Origin of the sequence: Flavobacterium algoris, from assembly GCF_048158525.1 — a bacterium.
GTDB classification, from domain to species: domain Bacteria; phylum Bacteroidota; class Bacteroidia; order Flavobacteriales; family Flavobacteriaceae; genus Flavobacterium; species Flavobacterium algoris.
This window is the reverse complement of the sequence record NZ_JBLNKT010000036.1, coordinates 17467-37506: the sequence shown is the minus strand read 5'-3', so window position 1 is coordinate 37506 and position 20040 is coordinate 17467. Positions and strand designations below refer to the sequence as shown.

General features: G+C 33.2%; 14 protein-coding genes. 6 read left to right on the top strand and 8 right to left on the bottom strand.

Annotation, left to right across the window (positions count from 1 at the left end):
* Positions 1-909: 909 nt before the first annotated feature.
* From ACM55I_RS14710 to ACM55I_RS14690, 5 genes are all read left to right on the top strand, one after another.
* Positions 910-1197 carry a hypothetical protein gene (locus tag ACM55I_RS14710; protein WP_416847599.1) on the top strand — a complete coding sequence of 96 codons (288 nt, stop codon included), beginning with the start codon at positions 910-912 and terminating at the stop codon, positions 1195-1197.
* 19 nt (positions 1198-1216) lie between these two features.
* The gene (locus tag ACM55I_RS14705; protein WP_416847598.1) at positions 1217-9124 is read left to right on the top strand and encodes an HYR-like domain-containing protein; all 7908 of its coding nucleotides are present in this window, start codon (positions 1217-1219) and stop codon (positions 9122-9124) included.
* Positions 9125-9276: 152 nt separating this feature from the next.
* Complete coding sequence (locus tag ACM55I_RS14700) at positions 9277-10185, top strand: PorP/SprF family type IX secretion system membrane protein (RefSeq protein WP_416847597.1); 909 nt, start codon at positions 9277-9279, stop codon at positions 10183-10185.
* Between the two features lie 11 nt (positions 10186-10196).
* Entirely contained in the window at positions 10197-10595 is a 399-nt protein-coding gene (locus tag ACM55I_RS14695) for a flagellar motor protein MotB (RefSeq protein ID WP_416847596.1), read from the top strand.
* Positions 10596-10638: 43 nt separating this feature from the next.
* Complete coding sequence (locus ACM55I_RS14690) at positions 10639-12579, top strand: OmpA family protein (protein ID WP_416847595.1); 1941 nt, start codon at positions 10639-10641, stop codon at positions 12577-12579.
* 304 nt (positions 12580-12883) lie between these two features.
* Here ACM55I_RS14690 and ACM55I_RS14685 read toward each other — a convergent pair whose 3' ends face one another.
* The 7 genes from ACM55I_RS14685 to ACM55I_RS14655 form a co-directional block, all read right to left on the bottom strand.
* Complete coding sequence (locus tag ACM55I_RS14685; protein ID WP_416847594.1) at positions 12884-13387, bottom strand: CAP domain-containing protein; 504 nt, start codon at positions 13385-13387, stop codon at positions 12884-12886.
* Between the two features lie 167 nt (positions 13388-13554).
* A complete protein-coding gene (gene pdxH / locus ACM55I_RS14680; RefSeq protein WP_416847593.1) occupies positions 13555-14199 on the bottom strand; it encodes a pyridoxamine 5'-phosphate oxidase in 645 nt (214 codons plus the stop codon).
* 103 nt (positions 14200-14302) lie between these two features.
* Positions 14303-15208 (bottom strand): ribonuclease Z, encoded by a 906-nt coding sequence (locus tag ACM55I_RS14675; protein ID WP_416847592.1) that lies wholly within the window; start codon positions 15206-15208, stop codon positions 14303-14305.
* A gap of 73 nt (positions 15209-15281) precedes the next feature.
* Positions 15282-15614 (bottom strand): ribonuclease Z, encoded by a 333-nt coding sequence (locus ACM55I_RS14670; protein WP_416847591.1) that lies wholly within the window; start codon positions 15612-15614, stop codon positions 15282-15284.
* A gap of 74 nt (positions 15615-15688) precedes the next feature.
* On the bottom strand, positions 15689-16615 hold the full coding sequence (locus ACM55I_RS14665; protein ID WP_039109893.1) for an aspartate carbamoyltransferase catalytic subunit: 927 nt from the start codon (positions 16613-16615) through the stop codon (positions 15689-15691).
* 55 nt (positions 16616-16670) lie between these two features.
* Positions 16671-17210 (bottom strand): bifunctional pyr operon transcriptional regulator/uracil phosphoribosyltransferase PyrR, encoded by a 540-nt coding sequence (gene pyrR / locus ACM55I_RS14660; protein ID WP_416837593.1) that lies wholly within the window; start codon positions 17208-17210, stop codon positions 16671-16673.
* Positions 17211-17295: 85 nt separating this feature from the next.
* Positions 17296-17778: a DUF418 domain-containing protein gene (locus ACM55I_RS14655; protein ID WP_416847590.1), complete on the bottom strand. Its 483-nt coding sequence runs from the start codon at positions 17776-17778 to the stop codon at positions 17296-17298.
* A gap of 213 nt (positions 17779-17991) precedes the next feature.
* On the opposite strand from ACM55I_RS14655, the gene ACM55I_RS14650 reads away from it, so the two are divergent.
* Positions 17992-18165, top strand: a complete 174-nt coding sequence (locus ACM55I_RS14650) for a hypothetical protein (RefSeq protein WP_416847589.1) — start codon at positions 17992-17994, stop codon at positions 18163-18165.
* Between the two features lie 97 nt (positions 18166-18262).
* On the opposite strand, the gene ACM55I_RS14645 is transcribed toward ACM55I_RS14650, so the two are convergent.
* On the bottom strand, positions 18263-19882 hold the full coding sequence (locus ACM55I_RS14645; RefSeq protein WP_039109890.1) for an ABC-F family ATP-binding cassette domain-containing protein: 1620 nt from the start codon (positions 19880-19882) through the stop codon (positions 18263-18265).
* Between the last annotated feature and the right edge of the window lie 158 nt (positions 19883-20040).

Below are 20040 nucleotides of genomic sequence, written 5' to 3'. Positions count from 1 at the left end.
TAAACAAACTTTTAGAACAATTATTAAGGCAATATTTTCAATTTTTAATAAATTTCTGCTAAATCAGGTATTCCTTAAAACAAGTAGAGGCTATCTTTTCAGACAACCTCTTTAATTTTAAATATTAATAGCATATTTAAACTATCATTTTTTAAATTCCTTAGTTAAAAAACATATCAATAAATACTTTTTTATTAATTAATTATAAATATAATTGCTAAAAATTTAAAATTATTTATTGACACTTTATTAAACTACAAAACAAACGTTAAAATTTCTGAACAATAAAATTATTTTTTTTATTAAGAATATACATTTAAACGAGTATTTAGGTTATTGGTAGAAAAAAAAAATCAATATTACTAATTCTTTATAACTTTGATATCATATAATAAAAGACTTAAAATTATTTGAGAACCTAAATCAAATAATTATTTACGAGGAAAAGTTTCTTTTAACCCCAAAAAAAGAAAACTTTCATCCCTGAAAAATTTAGAAATAATCTAAATTTTTAGACTGTTAATTTTTTGAAATAATTTTTTAATTCAAAAAAGTATTGGACAATATTTCACAAATTGAACTTATTTAAATAAATTTAAAATATACCTTTTTAAATAATTTAAATACTTAAAAAATTCAAACAAGTATAAATTGAATTAAAAATTCAATTGTTTGACAAATCATAATCATTTTATTTTTAATTAAACAGTAGAAATAATATGAAAAAAACTTCAGCTACAGTAAAATTTAGGCCTTTTAATATGCTTATATTTTAATTTCTAATTAGAAAAAGATCCTTAGTAATTATATACTATTTAGATAAACCTAAATATTTTTATATAATATAATTAAGCTTAAAAAGAATACCACAAAATCAATTTTAAAAATGATAACTTAAAATTTGATTGTATGAATGCAAAAATTACTTTCCATTTATTAGATTTCTTCAAGTTTGTGAGTAATCTAAGTTCTCGATTTTATGGTCTGGTGTATTGGAATAACCTTGATCAAATTGAATCTTTTCCATCTTTAATAGATATTTATTTTAATCAAATAATTAACTCTTTAAGTGTATTTACAATAAATATCTCTTCTAATCTTATTATGAATGAATGTTCGTTGAGAACGATTCATCCATCAATTTGCAAGCAACGTTCTAAAATGAATTTTGCTATTTACAAACATTTCATTTTCTAACGATTTAAAACAAATCAATATGAAATCAACTTTTACTAATTCGACAAGAATATTTGCTATTTTTTTATTAAGTTTTTTATGTTTTCCAACAGTAATACTTGCACAAATTGGTCCAGGTACTGCACCCGTTAATTCGCCAGCCGGTGGATTCAATATTGACGGAACACTTATTGCAAATACAGCTGTAGGAGATTGGACGGACGGAACAGGTACAGGTGGGTTTATACTTGCAAATTCGGGAGTACCTTTAAATTCAGGAACTACTTATCATTTATATGACCCATATAACAACTCATCAGACAATATATTTGGAGGTGGGGATAAAGTGAGTGATAATCCAAATAGTATGACTTGGGTACCAGGAACTGCAAACAATAAAACCGACATGAATAATGCGTTAATTCACTTAACGACAGATAGTAATGGGAATGTATGGGTTATTTTTGCTGCCGATCGTTTAAGTAATAGCGGTAATGCTTATGTTGATTTTGAATTTCTTCAAACAGCTATAACAAAAACTAGTAGCGGTTTTGCAACTACAGCTCCTGCCTCAACTGGAGGACGAACTGCAGGAGATTTTTTATTGACAGTATACTTTGAAAGTGGTGTTGCTAAATTTGATATTCAAAGATGGGAACTTAATGGAAGTATATGGGAATACAAAACCTATTTTGCATCACTTCTACCCAACTCAGTATACGCAGCAGGAAATTCTACTATTGTTCCTGTACCTTTTCAGGCATTTGGAGTTAATAACTATCTTCAAAATACATTTATAGAATCTGCCGTAAATTTAACCGAAGTATTAGGGACAATTGATCCTTGTACAAGTCTTAAAATAAAAACAGTTTTTGTTAAATCTAAAACTTCTACATCCTCATCTGCAGCCATTAAAGACTTTTTTGACCCACTTCCTATCGATAACCTCACCCTTGGAAGTTCTGACGCGGGAGATGACGATACTGTTTGTGCAGGGTCTTCATACATGCTTCAAGGATCAGCAGTTCCTAGTGATGGTTATACCGTTATATCTAAAACTTGGTCTGTAGTAAGTGGAACTGCAACTATAGTAGATCCTACAAATCTAAATTCAAATGTAAGTATAACCGGAAGTTCTGCAACATTTCGACTTACTGTAGTAACAGCGCCAATAGTGGGCTCAGGATCACAATGTACAGTATCTGACGATGTGATTATAACAGTAAATCAACCATTAACATGTTCTATCACTGGTTCAAATGGCCCTTTATGTCCTTCCTCTTCTTCTAATATTTATTCAGCCCCAGCCAGCACAACTTACTCTTGGAGTATTTCTGGAAATGGGTCAATAGCAGGAAGTCCGAATTCTCAAACTGTTTCGGTAACAGCAGGCTCTGGTTGCAATACAACATTTACTTTATCCTCTACAATTACAGATTCACATGGCTGTATTTCAACTTGTACAAAAACAGTTTCAGTTGTAGATGATACATTACCGATAATCAGTACTTCAGCGGGTACATTGGATCACACACTTCAATGCAATAATACTATAGGAATAGCTTCTGCATTGGCCGAATTTCCTTCAGCTACGGATAATTGTACGGTAAATCCAACTAAGAATTTAGTAAGTGATATAACCACTGCTGATGCGAATTGTGCCAATGCCTATGTGAGAGTACGTACTTGGAACTTTAGTGATGGCTGTGGAAATACCAGTGCGAACTTTGTGCAAACGATCACAGTTATCGACAATACAGTTCCGGTAATCAGCACTACTACAGGTTCACTCAATCACACTTTACAATGTAATAATACTGCAGGAATAACTTCAGCACTGGCCGAATCTCCTTCAGCTACAGATAATTGTACCGTAAATCCAATTAAGAATTTGGTAAGTGATGTAACCACTGCTGATGCAAATTGTGCCACTGCCTATGTGAGAGTGCGTACTTGGAACTTCAACGATGGCTGTGGAAACACCAGCGCTAATTTTGTGCAAACTATCACGGTTATTGACAATACAGTTCCGGTAATCAGCACTTCCGTAGGCACATTGGATCACACTTTACAATGTAATAATACTGTAGCAATAGCTTCTGCACTTGCAGAATCTCCTTCAGCTACAGATAATTGTACCGTAAATCCAATTAAGAATTTGGTAAGTGATGTAACCACTGCTGATGCAAATTGTGCCAATGCCTATATGAGAGTGCGTACTTGGAACTTCAGCGATGGCTGTGGAAACACCAGCGCTAATTTTGTGCAAACTATCACGGTTATTGACAATACAGTTCCGGTAATCAGCACTTCCGTAGGCACATTGGATCACACTTTACAATGTAATAATACTGTAGCAATAGCTTCTGCACTGGCCGAATCTCCTTCAGCTACAGATAATTGTTCGGTAAATCCAACTAAGAATTTAGTAAGTGATATAACTACTGCTGATGCGAATTGTGCCAATGCCTATGTAAGAGTGCGTACTTGGAACTTCAGCGATGGTTGTGGAAACAACAGCACCAACTTTGTACAAACTATCTCCATTATTGACAATACAGTTCCGGTAATCAGTACTACTACAGGTTCACTTAATCACACCTTGCAATGTAACAATACCGCAGGGATAGCTTCTGCACTGGCCGAATCACCTTCAGCTACGGATAATTGTACGGTAAATCCAACTAAGAATTTAGTAAGTGATGTAACCACTGCTGATGCTAATTGTGCCAATGCCTATGTGAGAGTACGTACTTGGAACTTTAGTGATGGCTGTGGAAATACCAGTGCCAACTTTGTACAAACTATCACTATTATTGACAATACGGTTCCGATAATCAGTACTACTACAGGTTCACTCAATCACAATTTACAATGTAACAATACAGCAGGAATAGCTTCTGCATTGGCCGAATCTCCTTCAGCTACAGATAATTGTTCGGTAAATCCAACTAAGAATTTAGTAAGTGATATAACTACTGCTGATGCGAATTGTACCAATGCCTATGTGAGAGTACGTACTTGGAACTTTAGTGATGGTTGTGGAAATACCAGTGCAAACTTTGTACAAACCATTACAATTATTGACAATACAGTTCCGGTAATCAGTACTACTACAGGTTCACTCAATCACAATTTACAATGTAACAATACAGCAGGAATAGCTTCTGCATTGGCCGAATCTCCTTCAGCTACGGATAATTGTACGGTAAATCCAACTAAAAATTTAGTAAGTGATATAACTACTGCTGATGCTAATTGTGCCAATGCCTATATGAGAGTACGTACTTGGAACTTTAGTGATGGTTGTGGAAATACCAGTGCCAATTTTGTACAAACTATAACCATTATTGACAACACGGTTCCGGTAATCAGCACTACTACAGGTTCACTCAATCACACTTTACAATGTAATAATAATGCAGGAATAGCTTCTGCACTTGCAGAAGCTCCTTCAGCTACAGATAATTGTACCGTAAATCCAATTAAGAATTTAGTAAGTGATGTAACCACTGCTGATGCGAATTGTGCCAATGCCTATGTGAGAGTGCGTACTTGGAACTTCAGTGATGGCTGTGGAAATACCAGTCTCAACTTTGTACAAACAATTACTGTTATTGACAATACAGTTCCGGTAGTAACCACTACTGCAAGTTCTCTTAGCCATACTTTACAATGCAACAATACTGCCGGAATAACTTCAGCATTGGCCGAATCTCCTTCAGCTACAGATAATTGTACGGTAAACCCAACTAAAAATTTGGTGAGCGATGTAACCATTGCAGATGCTAATTGTGCTAATGCCTATGTAAGAGTGCGTACATGGAACTTCAGCGATGGTTGCGGAAATACCAGTGCCAATTTTGTTCAAACTATTATGGTTATTGACAATACACCACCAACTTTTAATGAATCATTACCAGCTAACATAACGGTAGAATGTAGTGTAATTCCTGTTGCTAAAATATTGACTGCTAATGATAATTGTAGTATTGCTTCAGTTGATTTTTTAGAAACACAAACTGCTGGGACTTGTTCAGGCTCTTCAACTATTTTAAGAACTTGGACCGCTACCGATGCTTGTTTAAATAAAACTTCATATACCCAAACAATAAAAGTTCAAGATACAACTCCTCCAACTTTTACTCCACCATCTAGCATAACACTTACTAGTGATGAAAATTGTTTTGCCGATATTAGTACAACTTCAACTGGAACAGTAACAAACATTCAAGATAACTGTGATCCAAATCCAACAGCTACATTTGTAGATCATGATTGTTTTGGAAACTCAGAAGATACATCCATAAATACCGGAAGTGGTAATTATTTCCCATTCACTGTTTCAGGTTTTGATGATATAACGGCCAGTAATATTGAAAAACTTGCTCTTGCATTTGAAGCAAATCAAGGAAAAGGTAGAGTTGAATTTACTTTAGTTTCGCCAAGTGGACAAGGAATTATTTTAGTAGCTCCATATTGTGCCGGAGGAAATTGCGATACCGCATCACCAAGTAATCCAGAATTATATTTACCCGTATTTTACCCTAATGGTTCTGCCAATCCGAAATGGGATAACAACAATCCTATACAAACTGATGTTATTCAAAACTTCACGCCATATGGAGCCCTTTCTTCTACAAATACCATCATCGGTTTAACTTCATATGTATCAAGTTTTGAAGAATTTACCGGTAGCATGAATGGAAATTGGTTTATTTATGCAAGAAAGGATGGAACTGCAATTGGTACTATTTATTTCAAAAGTGTTTGTTTAACTCCTGCCGGTTTATGTAAAAATAATAAAGTGATTGTTAGACATTGGTCAGTAAGCGACGCTTGTAAAAATACTGTAGGATTTGATCAAGTAATTAAAATAGTTGATACTACAGCTCCAACTTGGACTACTGAAGCAACTGCTTTAAACACAACTATCGAATGTAGTAATAGCGAAGCTTTGGCAGCTGCCCAATTATTATTCCCAATAGCTAAAGACAATTGTGATGCAGATGTTTCCAATATTACAAAAATAAGCGGTCAATTTATAGCTTCTGAAGGATGTGCCAATACTGGAACTTATACTAATACTTGGACAGTAAAAGATGATTGTGGAAACACTTCTGAAGTATTTACTCAAGTAATCTCTATTGAAGATACAACTGCTCCAACTTGGTCAACCGAAGCTAACACTTTAAATAAAACTGTGGAATGTAGCGATACAGAAGCTTTAGCTAAAGCGCAAGGATTGATTCCAACAGCTACTGATTTATGTGATGCGGATGTAACAAATATTACAAAAGTAACCGGTCAATTTGTAGCTTCTGAAGGATGTGCAAATGCTGGAACTTATACTAACACTTGGACCGTAAAAGATGGTTGTGGAAACACTTCTGAAGTATTTACTCAAGTAATCACTATTGAAGATACTACTGCGCCAACTATTATAGTTACTGCTTCAAATATAATTGTTGAGTGTGATGGTCAAGGAAATCAAAATTCCATTGCTGATTGGTTAGCGAATAATGGAGGAGCAAGTGCTACTGATAATTGTTCTGCTGTAACTTGGTCTAACAACTTTAATGCACTTTTGAACGATTGCTCGGCTGCAGTAACAGTAATATTTACCGCAAAAGACGCATGTGGAAATAGCTCTTCAACATCTGCTACATTTAGTGTCAAAGATACTAGTGTTCCTATAGCTCCTTTGGCTCCAGAAAATCTAACAGTAGCTTGCGCAACTGATGTTCCTGCTATAACTTTACTTACAGCTATTGATAATTGCAATGGTGAAATCACTGTTCAAGGAATTGATACAACAGTTCAAGGTGACTGTCCCAATTCGTTTATTATTACTAGAACTTGGACATTTACTGATGCTTGTAGCAATTCATCTTATACTTCGCAAATCATTAATGTGATTGATACTTTAGCTCCTGTTATTGCCCCACTGCCTGAAACAACAACTATATCATGTTCCGAAACACCTGAGTTTACTCAAGCTACTGCTACTGATAATTGTGGTTCAACTGTAACTTTGACATCTGAAGATACAACAACTAATGGTCAGTGTGCAGGTTCTTATTCTATAACTAGAACTTGGACTGCAACTGATGCTTGTGGAAATATTGCAACGGCCTCGCAAACTATCAATGTAGTAGACACTACAGCTCCAGTTATTGCTATTCTTCCCGAAGCTTCAACTATCTCTTGTCCTGCAATACCTGAGTTTACTCAAGCTACTGCTACTGACGAATGTGGTTCTACTTTCACTTTGACTTCTGAAGATGTAACGACTAATGGTGCATGTTCTGGTTCCTATTCTGTAACCAGAACTTGGACCGCTACTGATGCTTGTGGAAATACTGCAACGACCTCGCAAACTATCAATGTAGTCGATACTACTGCTCCAGTTATTGCTACTCTTCCTGAAGCTTCAACTATCGCTTGTCCTGCAACACCTGAGTTCACTCAAGCTACAGCTATTGACGAATGTGGTTCTTCTTTCACTTTAACTTCTGAAGATGTAACAACTAATGGTCAATGTATTGGTTTCTATTCTGTAACCAGAACTTGGACCGCTACTGATGCTTGTGGAAATACTGCAACGGCCTCGCAAACTATCAATGTAGTCGATACTACAGCACCAGTTATTGCTACTCTTCCTGAAGCTTCAACTATCTCTTGTCCTGCAACATCTGAGTTTACTCAAGCAACTGCTACTGACGAATGTGGTTCTACTTTCACTTTGACTTCTGAAGATGTAACAATTAATGGTCAGTGTGCTGGTTCCTATTCTGTAACCAGAACCTGGACTGCAACTGATGCTTGTGGAAACAGTTCTAGAGCTTCACAAACTATTAATGTAGTCGATACTACTGCTCCAGTTATTGCTACTCTTCCTAAAATTTCAACTGTCTCTTGTCCTGCAACACCTGAGTTTACTCAAGCAACTGCTACTGACGAATGTGGTTCAGCTGTAACTTTGACTTCTGAGGATGTAACAACTAATGGTCAGTGTGCTGGTTCTTATTCTGTAACCAGAACTTGGACTGCTACCGATGCTTGTGGAAATGCTGCTACAGCTTCACAAACCATCAATATTCAAGATACCACTGGTCCTACCGCAACTACTGAATTTAATGCAACTATCGATGTCAATTGTGATGCGATTCCTGTAAAACCTGAACTCGTATTTATTGACAATTGCTCTACAGCTACTTTAATAAAATATACTGAAGAAAAAATTAATGTGGTACAAAGCTCCTACTCTCTCGTAAGAAAATGGTTTGTGGCTGATGGCTGTGGAAATGAATCTACGTTTACTCAAATCATTAATGTCAATATTACAGATAGTAGTCAAGCAATAACTGGTACTGTTTGCAACGATGGAGAAATTACAACGGTAGATTTATCGAGCCTATTACCTGCTGGAACACCTACAAACGGAACTTGGACAAACTTAAATAACACAAGTGGTTTACAAGGAACTGTCCTTAATACTACAGGTCTTGCAATTGGTGATTACGTATTTGAATATAAAATTGACGATGCAACTTGTCCCAGAACGATAAAAATTACAATAACTGTAACTACTGGTTGTGGTGGTATTGTATTGTCTTGTGGAACGATAATAGTTCATAATGCCTTCTCTCCAAATGGAGATGGAATTAATGAAGTATTTTTTATCGACAATATTGACGATACAAATTGTTATCCTGATAATACTGTTGAAATTTACAACCGATGGGGAGTTTTAGTTTTTGATGCACAAGGCTATAATAACACAACCAAAGCGTTCAAAGGCTTCTCTGAAGGCAGATCGACTATTAGCCAATCGTCTGGCTTGCCTACTGGAACCTATTTTTATATCTTAAATTATACTTCTATAGACGGTAATGGTAAAGTTCAAACCAATAAAAAAGACGGATATTTGTACCTTAATAGGTAAAAATAAATCCCTGATGACAATAAAGAGTCCTCAGGTCTAATGAAAATAACAGTAAAAGCCAATTCTTGAGCGATAAACTCTAATCAAATTTATCAACTGACCTGCCGAACTCTTTGAAGTGCGATAGACAATTAAAATAATAAATATCTACTATGAAAACAAAATTATTTTCTTTCGTTTTGATGTTTACAGCCATTGTAAGTTTTGCGCAACAAGATGCTCAATTTACTCAATACATGTACAACACAATCAATATTAATCCTGCTTATGCAGGATCTAGAGGTGCTCTTAGTATTTTTGCATTACATCGTACACAATGGGTGGGGCTTGACGGAGCACCGGTAACTAACGCTGTATCCATCAATACACCACTCAACGGAAGTAATCTGGGATTGGGGGTATCAATTATAAATGATAAAATTGGTCCAACCCATGAGAATACCATTTCCGCTGATCTGTCCTATACCATTCCTACTTCGGAGACTTTTAAACTTTCTTTTGGAATTAAAGCAACAGCAAACATATTTGATCTGGATGTCTCTCGTTTAAATCCTGTTGATGATGATCCTAGCTTGCATGATTTCAGTAATAAATTCACTCCAAATATTGGTGCAGGTGTATATTTGCATTCTAATAAAGCCTATGTAGGATTCTCAGTTCCTAATTTTATAGAAACCAATCGATATGATGATAATGAAGTAGCTATTTTTAAAGAAAAAATTAATTACTACTTAATTGCAGGTTATGTATTTGATATGAATGATTATATAAAATTCAAACCTGCGGTACTTACAAAAATGGTAGGAGGTGCTCCACTTCAAGTTGATGTATCAGGAAATTTCATGTTCAATGACAAGTTTGTGGTGGGAGTAGCTTATAGATGGAGTGCTGCGCTAAGTGCCATGGTTGGATTTCAGGTCTCTGAAGGTTTGTATGTTGGATACGGATATGATCATGACACAACTAATTTAGACCACTATAATTCTGGTTCTCATGAGATTTTCTTGCGCTATGAATTATTCAAAAATAACAATAAAATTACAACCCCAAGATTCTTTTAAAAATAAATTTTATGAAAAAAAACAGGTTTATTTACATAACAATTATAACTTTTTTTTCTTTTAAAGGGTATGCACAAAATTCAAAATTTTATGTAACTGATAAAATAAATGATAAGTATGCTTACGTAGATGTCATAAAAACCTATGAAAGAGTCGCAGAAAAAGGATATAAATCAGCAGATCTATTTAAAAAACTGGGAGATTCATATTATCAGAATGCAGAGTTAGACAAAGCCGCTAAATGGTATTGTGAATTATTTGCCATGAATAACACGGATTTAGAACCTAAATATTATTATCAATATGCTATGTCTTTAAAATTTATTGGTCAAATTGACAAAGCCAATGAAATGTTAGTGAAACTAAAACAAAAATCAGAAGCGATAGCAGAGAAAAAAAATCAAAAATAACGATAAAATCACAACTCCAAAATTCTTCTAAAAAATAATTATTATGAAAAATAATATACTCCTTTACTTAACAATAATAAGTATTTTTTCTTTTAATACTTATTCTCAAAAAGCAAAATTGGCTACAGCTGATAAAAAATATGACAACTATGCCTATGTAGATGCCATAAAAACCTATGAAAGGGTTGCCGAAAAAGGGTATAAATCAGCTGATATGTTTAAAAAATTAGGGAACGCTTATTACTTCAATGCCGAATTAGACAAAGCCGCTAAATGGTATGGAGAATTATTTGCCATAAATACCCCTGATTTAGAACCTGAATACTACTATCGTTATTCCCAGTCTTTGAGATCTATTGGTCAAAATGATAAAGCTAATGAAATGTTGGAGTTATTCAATCAAAAACTAGGAAACGATAATAGAGGAAAACTTTTCAAAAAAAACACCAATTATTTAGAAGCCATTAAAGCCAATTCAGGAAGATATGAAGTGGAAGATGCGGGTATTAATTCTAAATACTCTGATTACGGAACAACAATCTATTTAAACAAAATAGTATTTGCTTCAGCTAGAGATACCGGAAGTTTAGGACACAGAAAACACACATGGACAAATCAATATTTCACTAATTTATATTCTGCTGATTTAGGAGATAACATGACTCCAGGCTCCCCTCACAAGTTTGGTGCGACTATAAATTCTAAATTTCATGAATCTACCCCTGCCTTTACAAATGATGGAAAAACCATGTATTTTACCCGAAACAATTATCTTGATGGTAAAAAAGGAAAAGATGGAAATGAAATTACTCTAGTAAAAATATATAAAGCCAGTTTAGAAAATGATAAATGGTCAAATATAACTGAACTGCCTTTTGACAGTAACAATTACAGTACAGCACATCCTGCCTTAAGCCCTGATGGGAAGGCATTATATTTTGCTTCAGATATGCCGGGAACATTAGGACAATCTGATTTATATAAAGTAAAAATAAATGATGATGGTACTTTTGGTACTCCAGAAAACTTAGGGAGCACAATCAATACCGAAGGAAGAGAAACCTTTCCTTTTGTAAATGATGAAAATGAAATTTATTTTGCCTCAGACGGGCATCCCGGTCTTGGAGGATTAGATGTTTTTGTATCCAAAATAAATACTGACGGAAGTTTTAGTGAGGTGCAAAATGTAGGAGAAAATGTTAATTCTCCTAAAGATGATTTTGCTTATTTAATAGATACAAAATCAAGAAGAGGTTTTTTTAGCTCCAATAGAGATGGTGGACAAGGATACGATGATATTTATAAATTCTTAGAAACAAAAAGACTTACTTGTGAACAACTTTTATATGGTGAAATTACAGATTTAACAACAGCAGAATTACTTTCAGATGCTAAAATCACTCTATACGACAGTCAATTTAATTTGGTGAGCACTACTACTTCTAATGTAAATGGAAATTATTCTTTTACTGTTGAATGTGGAAAAACATACAATGTAAGAGCTGAAAAACCAGAATATACTACCAAAGAGCAAAAAATTACTATTGCTAGCGATAAAGGAAAAACATACTTACCGATTGCATTGGAAAAAGAAAAATGTAAAGTAACAGTTGGTGACGATCTAGGTAAATGCTTTGGTATAAAAATGATTTACTTTGACTTTGATAAATCTAATATCAGAGTAGAAGCAGCTATCGATTTAGAAAAAATATTAGATGTAATGAGTCAATATCCAACTATGAAACTTGATATACGCTCCCATACTGATAGTCGTGGAACTTTTAAATACAATGAAGCTTTATCTGACAGAAGAGCTAAATCTACTATAAACTGGTTAATCAAAAATGGAATTGATTCAAGCAGATTGACCGGAAAAGGATTCGGTGAATCACAATTAGTGAATAAATGTAGTGACACTATTGAATGTACTGAAGAAGAACATCAACTGAACAGACGAAGCGAATTTATAATTACTGCTTTATAAAAGAAAGTGCCATTTGAGACAGCTTTCTTTTTTATAAAAAAGATAGACTTATATATGCAAAATGTTATTATAAAACCTAATAAATAAAATTCACTTTAAATACACGTTTGCCATTACAGCTAATTAGAACTATACAATTTCAAAATAAAAAAAGTGTAATGAAATAATTTCCATTAGACTTTTCCCTAAATTGCAATATATTTTAAAATTTACTCTTTTTAGATCGTTATCTTCTTAATTAAAAAGAGGCTGCCTTTTGGGGGAAAGACAGCCTCTAAATACCAAAAATAAACAAAAAATCAACTTATATTTTTGCAAAGATATTTGTATAATATTTTTTTCCTGTTACCGGGTTTTCTCTAATTGAGATACCAAAATGAGTAAAATCTCCTTCAATATTTTCTTTGTGTCCAGGACTTGCCAACCATGCATTTAAAGCAGCTTGCGGAGTGCTATAATTATAAGCTATATTTTCACTTACGGTTTTAGCACCTAATACTTTAATTATGTTTTCAGAACGAGCAACAAAATCATTGTGATTAACAACATTATTGGTAATCATATAATTGTCATGCTCTTCTGATTTATAAGAAATGTGATTAATTTTTTCTAAAGAATTTAAACCAATACTTACTCTATATGCATTTATTAAATCCATAGTTTCAATTTCGGAAGTATTGTAAGAATAATTAACTACCTTTTGAGATGTAGTATCTACTGTTGTCGCTTCAGAAGCATCAGAGGAACAAGAATTCATAGCGCATATCACAGCCACGAGCAATAATGCGCGAAGTAATTTTAGTTTCATAATAGTAGTAGTTTAAGTTTAAAGTAGATTGTGGGGCAAACTTCTTTAATGTATTTACAAATATTGTGCTTTAATTATATTTTAAAAATACACATTTTATCGCTAAACTACCAAATAAAATCGACGAAATGCACAATAAATATTTTTATATATGTATTTTTCTTACATTAAGGTGATAATCGATCGATTTTCCAAGAGAAATCTTCTTGACTTGTGTACCTAATTCTATCATGCAATCTATTGGGTCTTCCTTGCCAAAATTCAACTTCTAAAGGGGTCACTAGAAATCCTCCCCAATGCTTGGGTCTTGGAATAACCATACTATCAAAATCTTTTTCTAATTGTTTTAGATTTTCCTCTAAAAATTCTCGTGAAGGCACAACTTCACTTTGGTTTGATGTTATCGCTCCCAACTTACTCCCATCAGGTCTGGATTCAAAATAATTATCTGAAATGGCTTCTGAAGTTTTCTGGGCAATCCCTTTTATAATAACTTGACGTTCCATTGTGTGCCAAAAAAAAGAAAGACATACTTTAGGGTTTTCGATAATAGCCTTACCCTTTTCTGAATTGTAATTGGTATAAAAAATAAATCCTTCCTCATTGAATTTTTTTAATAAAACAACTCTGGACTTTGGAAAGCCATCCAAACCAATTGTAGAGACCGTCATGGCATTAACTTCTTCGTTAGCGCCAAAATCTTCTGCCTCATGAAACCATCTATTAAATAGGTTTATTGGGTCTTCTGGAATATTGGATTCCAGTAACTCACTCTTTTCGTAGGATTTTCTGTAATTGCTTAAATCACTCATTTTTTTTTATTTTAAGATTGTTCTATTTATACGATTATTCGAAATAGAATAATCGTATAAAATATAGTATCAATTTTATAGCCTAACAAATGAATTGTCTTTTTTAAAACTCAAAACTTTTTCCATCATCGGCTAAAAGTACTTCAGGAAAAATAGTTTCGGCTTCTTCTTTAAACAGTTCGATGTTTTGATATCTGGTAGAATAATGTCCTAAAATTAATTGCTTCACATTAGATTTCAAAGCAATCATTGCAGCTTCTTTTGCAGTCGAGTGCAATGTTTTTTTTGCCAGATTTTCTTCTGATTGCAAAAAAGTAGATTCATGGTATAATACATCTACATTTTCAATAATCGGAAGAATGGATTCATGATAAGCAGTATCAGAACAAAAAGCATAACTTTTAGCAGGAATAGGATCGAATGTTAATTTATCATTCTCAATGACTCTGCCATCTTCCAGAGTAATGTCTTTCCCGTTTTTTATTTTCTGATAATAACAAGTATCAATTTCATAATTTTGAACAGCATCTAAATTTAGTTTCCGCTCCCCTATTTTTTCTTGGAATAAAAAACCATTGGTATAAACACGATGCTTTAATGGAATGGTTTTCACCAAAACCTTTTCATCTTCAAAAATTACTTCACTTTCAAGAGATTCCAATTCATGAAAAAACAACCCGTAATTAGTCCAAGAATTGGACAATCGCAATTGTAATTTAATGATTTCTTGAATTCCTTTGGGTCCGTAAATATGTAATTCAGTGACTCTGTTTAGTAAAGTAAAAGTGGAAACTAAGCCTACTAATCCAAAAAAATGATCTCCATGCAAATGCGAAATAAAAATATGATTTATTTTAGAAAACCTAATTTTGTTTTTACGTAATTGCACTTGAGTTCCTTCACCACAATCAATCAGAAAAAGTCTGTTTTTTATTTCTAAAATCTGTGAAGTAGGATTGGTAAACGTTCGAGGTGTTGCGGCATAGCAACCAAGTATTGTTAGTTTCAAGTTTTTGTGTATGGGTTATAGCATATTTGGTTAAATCAATTAAACGGTTAAACAAATAACCGAATACACTAATTTAAAAACCTAATTCTCTTTCAATTTCTTCCATCTCAATTATATCATGAGCTTCTAACAAGGAAGGAACTACTGTTAATTTAGCAGGAACTGCATTATAATCAAAATCTGAAGTAACAATAACAAATGATTTTTTACCTTTTTTTTGTTGTTTTGATAATGGCAAAAATAACTTTATACTGTCTGTAGATAAATCTTTGTAAAGTAAAAGATCAATAATTAAGTTATGCTTTTCAAATGTTTTGTATTGATGTGTTACTTTCATCAAAAAAGAAGTAAAATCACCTTGAGTATCTTTAATTGTAATTGTGTGGCCTTTTTGATCTACTTTCATTTTTTTAAGTTTCAGAAGCTGCATAACGGCAGACAGGTTACCAAGTAGCTAAGTTACTAAGTTTTTCTTTGTAATTACTGAATTTTTGAAGCCAAAAGATAAATAACAGCCATTCTAATCGCCACACCATTTTCTACTTGATTCAAAATAACTGATTGACTGGAATCAGCTACTTCGCTGGTAATTTCGACACCACGGTTGATAGGTCCCGGATGCATGATTATGATTTCTTTATTCAGTGAATCCAGTAATGTTTTATCAACTCCATATTGTTGGGCATATTCTCTTGTTGAAGGAAAATAATTAACATCCATTCTTTCGTTTTGTACACGTAACATATTAGCTACATCACACCATTCAAGCGCTTTTCTCAAATTAGGTTCTACAGTAACTCCAAGGGATTCAATATGTCTTGGAATAAGCGTTTTTGGTCCGCAAACTTTTACCTCCGCGCCTTGCATTTGTAAAGCATATATATTAGATAATGCTACTCTGGAATGCAATACATCCCCTACAATGACTACTTTTTTCCCTGCCACTTCTCCTAATTTTTCTCTAATTGAATAACTGTCTAATAAAGCTTGTGTAGGATGTTCATGCGCTCCGTCACCGGCATTTACGATACTGGCTTTTACGTTTTTAGATAAAAAATAAGCTGCACCAGGATTAGCATGTCGCATCACTACCATATCCACTTTCATCGAAAGTATATTATTTACAGTATCGATTAGTGTTTCTCCTTTTTTCACTGAAGATTGTGCCGCCGAAAAACTAATCACATCGGCAGATAAACGTTTTTGTGCTAATTCAAAAGAGAGTTTTGTTCGGGTACTGTTTTCGAAAAAAATATTGGCAATAGTAATATCTCGTAAAGAAGGTACTTTCTTAATTGGTCGGTTGATGACTTCTTTAAAATGATCGGCAGTTTCAAAAATTAAGTCAATATCATTCTTGTTGATGTATTTTATTCCTAATAAATGATTTACGCTTAATTCTTTCATTTCTTTTTTACGATTATTAGTTTTTTTAATAGTTAGATTTCAAATATAATGTTATCTAACTTGTAATTAAATACACGCCATCTTCACCATCATTTTCTTTCCAACTCACTTTTACTTTTTCGTTATTTATGGCATCTACCTGTCTTCCTCTATAATCCGGTTGAATGGGTAAATTACGACTGAAACGTCTGTCAATTAAAACCAGTAGTTCAATCTCAGAAGGTCTCCCAAATGATTGAATAGCAGTTAAGGCAGAGCGTATGCTTCTCCCAGTAAATAAAACATCATCAATAAAAATAACTTTCTTATTTTCGACAATAAAATTAATCTTGGTTTTATTTGCTTCTAATGGTTTATCTGTTCTACGAAAATCATCTCTAAAAAACGTAATATCCAGATAACCAAGCTTGATTTCGGGGGTTTGGTATTCTTTTTCTAAAATTTCTTTCAAACGTTCCGCTAAAAAAATGCCTCTTGGTTGAATCCCTACCAAAATAGTGTCTGAAAAATCTAAGTGTTTTTCAATTAACTGACAGGCCAAACGATGTAATATGATAGTAACTTCTTTTGCAGTAAGTAATACTTTTTGACTCATGTTAAAGTGTGTTGTTTGGTTTTGCAAATATACGAATTACACTTTATGATTTTATAAATATAAAGCGAGAAAATAATTGTACTCATTATTTACCGAATGAAATCCATGTTCCTTTGTGCCAAATATGCGCTAAAGGCCCTTGCTTATGGGTTTTAAGCCACCAAGTACAAAAAGACAATTGGATAATAAACAATACAAACCCTATTAATAAACAGCATGTAGCTCCTGTATATTCAAAAAGACCAAGGCCATATCTATAATAAATAAAAGCCCCAATCATGGATTGCATGATATAATTTGTCAAACTCATTTTTCCAAAAGGAATCAATTTAACAAGGACTTTATTAACTGAATCCTTTTGATAGAGTAAAACGAAAGTAGAAACGAGTACTAACGTAAACGCTACATTTGACCATGAAGCAAAGCAAGCTGGAAAATTTTCCGGTAAATAATAATATTTAAAATGTTCTACATTATGAAGTAACATAATTGACATAATTGCAAAACCACGCAAGGCATCAACTACATCTATTCGAGGAACTTTTAAATTAAAGTCAATGTTAGTCATTTTATAAATTGGGGTTAAATAGAAATAGTAAAACTCAAAAATATATTTTTTTTGGCATGAAAATTAGTTTAAAAAAAAATAATTACTAATTACAAACTAACATTTTGTTATTTTTTTCGATAATAATAAAAATTTTGCAAGAAACTACAGAAATTATATAACTAATCGTTATTCAATTTCTATACTTTTATGATAATAAAAAAATATAAAATCATGCAAAAAAAAATAACAAGAGTATTAGTATATTTTATAATATTACTTTCATTTACAAGCTGTTCTGTAGTAGAAGGAATATTTAAAGCAGGAATGGGTGTAGGGATCTTTATAGTGATTGCTGTAATAGCAATCGTAATTTTTATTATCAGTAAAATCTTTGGTAAAAAGTAGATTATAATAATTTGCATTTAAATTGTAAGAATAATCAATTAAACAAAAAATCTCCCACAATAGCGGGAGATTTTTAAAATATTGAATAGTATTATTTTTATACGGTATACATTTTCGTTCTCAATTCTTGAACTTTTTCATCATCAAGATAATCATCAAACGTCATGTAACGGTCAATAGCTCCATTTGGAGTCAATTCAATCACTCTATTGGCTACCGTTTGAGAGAATTCATGATCATGAGTAGTGAAAATCACAGATCCTTTGAAGTTTTTCAATGAATTATTAAAGGCTGTAATGGACTCTAAATCCAAGTGATTCGTAGGTTCGTCAAGCATTAAGACATTGGCTCTTTCCATCATCATTCGAGACAACATACAACGTACTTTTTCTCCTCCAGATAATACTCTACACGTTTTCAAGGCTTCCTCTCCTGAAAAAATCATTTTCCCAAGGAAACTACGAATGTTAACCTCATCACGTTCTTCTTCAGTTTTTACCCATTGACGCAACCAATCTACAAGCGAATAATCACTTTCAAAAAAAGAATGGTTTTCAACTGGCAAATACGCTTGGTTTGTAGTAACTCCCCAATCGTAAGTTCCTGAATCCGCTTTTTGGTTTCCGTTTAAAATTTCGTAGAAAGCTGTTGTAGCGCGAGAATCTTTTGAGAAAAGAACAATTTTATCGCCTTTGGCCATATTCAAATCTACCCCTTTAAATAAGACATCCCCATCTATTGAAGCACTTAAATTTTGTACATTCAAGATTTGATCTCCAGCTTCACGCTCTTGGTCAAAAATAATTGCAGGATAACGACGACTTGAAGGTTTTATCTCAGAAATATTCAACTTACTAATCATTTTTTTACGAGAAGTAGCTTGTTTTGATTTGGCTACATTCGCACTAAAACGACGGATAAATTCTTCTAATTCCTGTTTCTTTTCTTCGGCTTTCTTATTCTGTTGTGCGCGTTGTTTTGCTGCTAATTGGCTTGATTCATACCAAAAAGTATAATTTCCTGAATAATGATTTATTTTACTGAAATCAATATCCGATATGTGGGTACAAACCGAATCTAAAAAGTGCCTGTCGTGAGAAACTACAATTACTGTATTTTCATAATTTGCTAAGAAATTTTCTAACCAGGCGATGGTTTCAAAATCTAAATCATTGGTAGGCTCATCCATAATAAGCAAATCAGGATTTCCAAAAAGTGCTTGTGCCAAAAGAACACGAACTTTTATTTTACCCTCAAGATCTCCCATTAAAGTATAATGATGCTCTTCGGTAATACCCAGATTGGATAACATTGATGCGGCATCAGAATCAGCATTCCAACCATTCATCTCTTCAAATTGCACTTGCAACTCCCCTATTCTGTCTGCATTTGAATCATTGTAATCTAAATACAAAGCATCCATTTCTTTTTTGATGGCATACAACGTTTTATTACCCATCATTACGGTCTCAAGAACGGTACTCTCATCAAACATATTATGGTTTTGGTTTAAAACCGACATACGTTTTCCTGGTTCTAAATGAATATGTCCTGATGTAGGATCCATTTCTCCAGCAATTATTTTAAGAAAAGTAGATTTTCCAGCACCGTTGGCTCCAATAACTCCGTATATATTACCGTGCGTGAAGGTAGTATTTACTTCGTCAAACAAAATTCGTTTGCCAAACTGAACTGATAAATTATTTACTGTTAACATGAATATTATTTTTTATAAAATTTTTGCAAAAATACGAAAAAAATACTGATTTTTTTTATTCGGAAAATACATTTTTATGAATTGTAATTTGCTTAACATTAAAGTGCTAATCAAAAAAATCCTGACAGAATCATACCTGTCAGGATTGCAATATTAAT

Bases quoted from the DNA above. Each gene is read 5' to 3' on its own strand.
- ACM55I_RS14690 (WP_416847595.1), top strand. From the start codon at position 10,639: ATGAAAAATAATATACTCCTTTACTTAACAATAATAAGTATTTTTTCT.
- ACM55I_RS14665 (WP_039109893.1), bottom strand. From the start codon at position 16,615: ATGAAAGAATTAAGCGTAAATCATTTATTAGGAATAAAATACATCAAC.
- ACM55I_RS14695 (WP_416847596.1), top strand. From the start codon at position 10,197: ATGAAAAAAAACAGGTTTATTTACATAACAATTATAACTTTTTTTTCT.
- ACM55I_RS14710 (WP_416847599.1), top strand. From the start codon at position 910: ATGAATGCAAAAATTACTTTCCATTTATTAGATTTCTTCAAGTTTGTG.
- ACM55I_RS14670 (WP_416847591.1), bottom strand. From the start codon at position 15,614: ATGAAAGTAGATCAAAAAGGCCACACAATTACAATTAAAGATACTCAA.
- ACM55I_RS14700 (WP_416847597.1), top strand. From the start codon at position 9,277: ATGAAAACAAAATTATTTTCTTTCGTTTTGATGTTTACAGCCATTGTA.
- ACM55I_RS14655 (WP_416847590.1), bottom strand. From the start codon at position 17,778: ATGACTAACATTGACTTTAATTTAAAAGTTCCTCGAATAGATGTAGTT.
- ACM55I_RS14650 (WP_416847589.1), top strand. From the start codon at position 17,992: ATGCAAAAAAAAATAACAAGAGTATTAGTATATTTTATAATATTACTT.
- ACM55I_RS14705 (WP_416847598.1), top strand. From the start codon at position 1,217: ATGAAATCAACTTTTACTAATTCGACAAGAATATTTGCTATTTTTTTA.
- pyrR (WP_416837593.1), bottom strand. From the start codon at position 17,210: ATGAGTCAAAAAGTATTACTTACTGCAAAAGAAGTTACTATCATATTA.
- ACM55I_RS14645 (WP_039109890.1), bottom strand. From the start codon at position 19,882: ATGTTAACAGTAAATAATTTATCAGTTCAGTTTGGCAAACGAATTTTG.
- pdxH (WP_416847593.1), bottom strand. From the start codon at position 14,199: ATGAGTGATTTAAGCAATTACAGAAAATCCTACGAAAAGAGTGAGTTA.
- ACM55I_RS14685 (WP_416847594.1), bottom strand. From the start codon at position 13,387: ATGAAACTAAAATTACTTCGCGCATTATTGCTCGTGGCTGTGATATGC.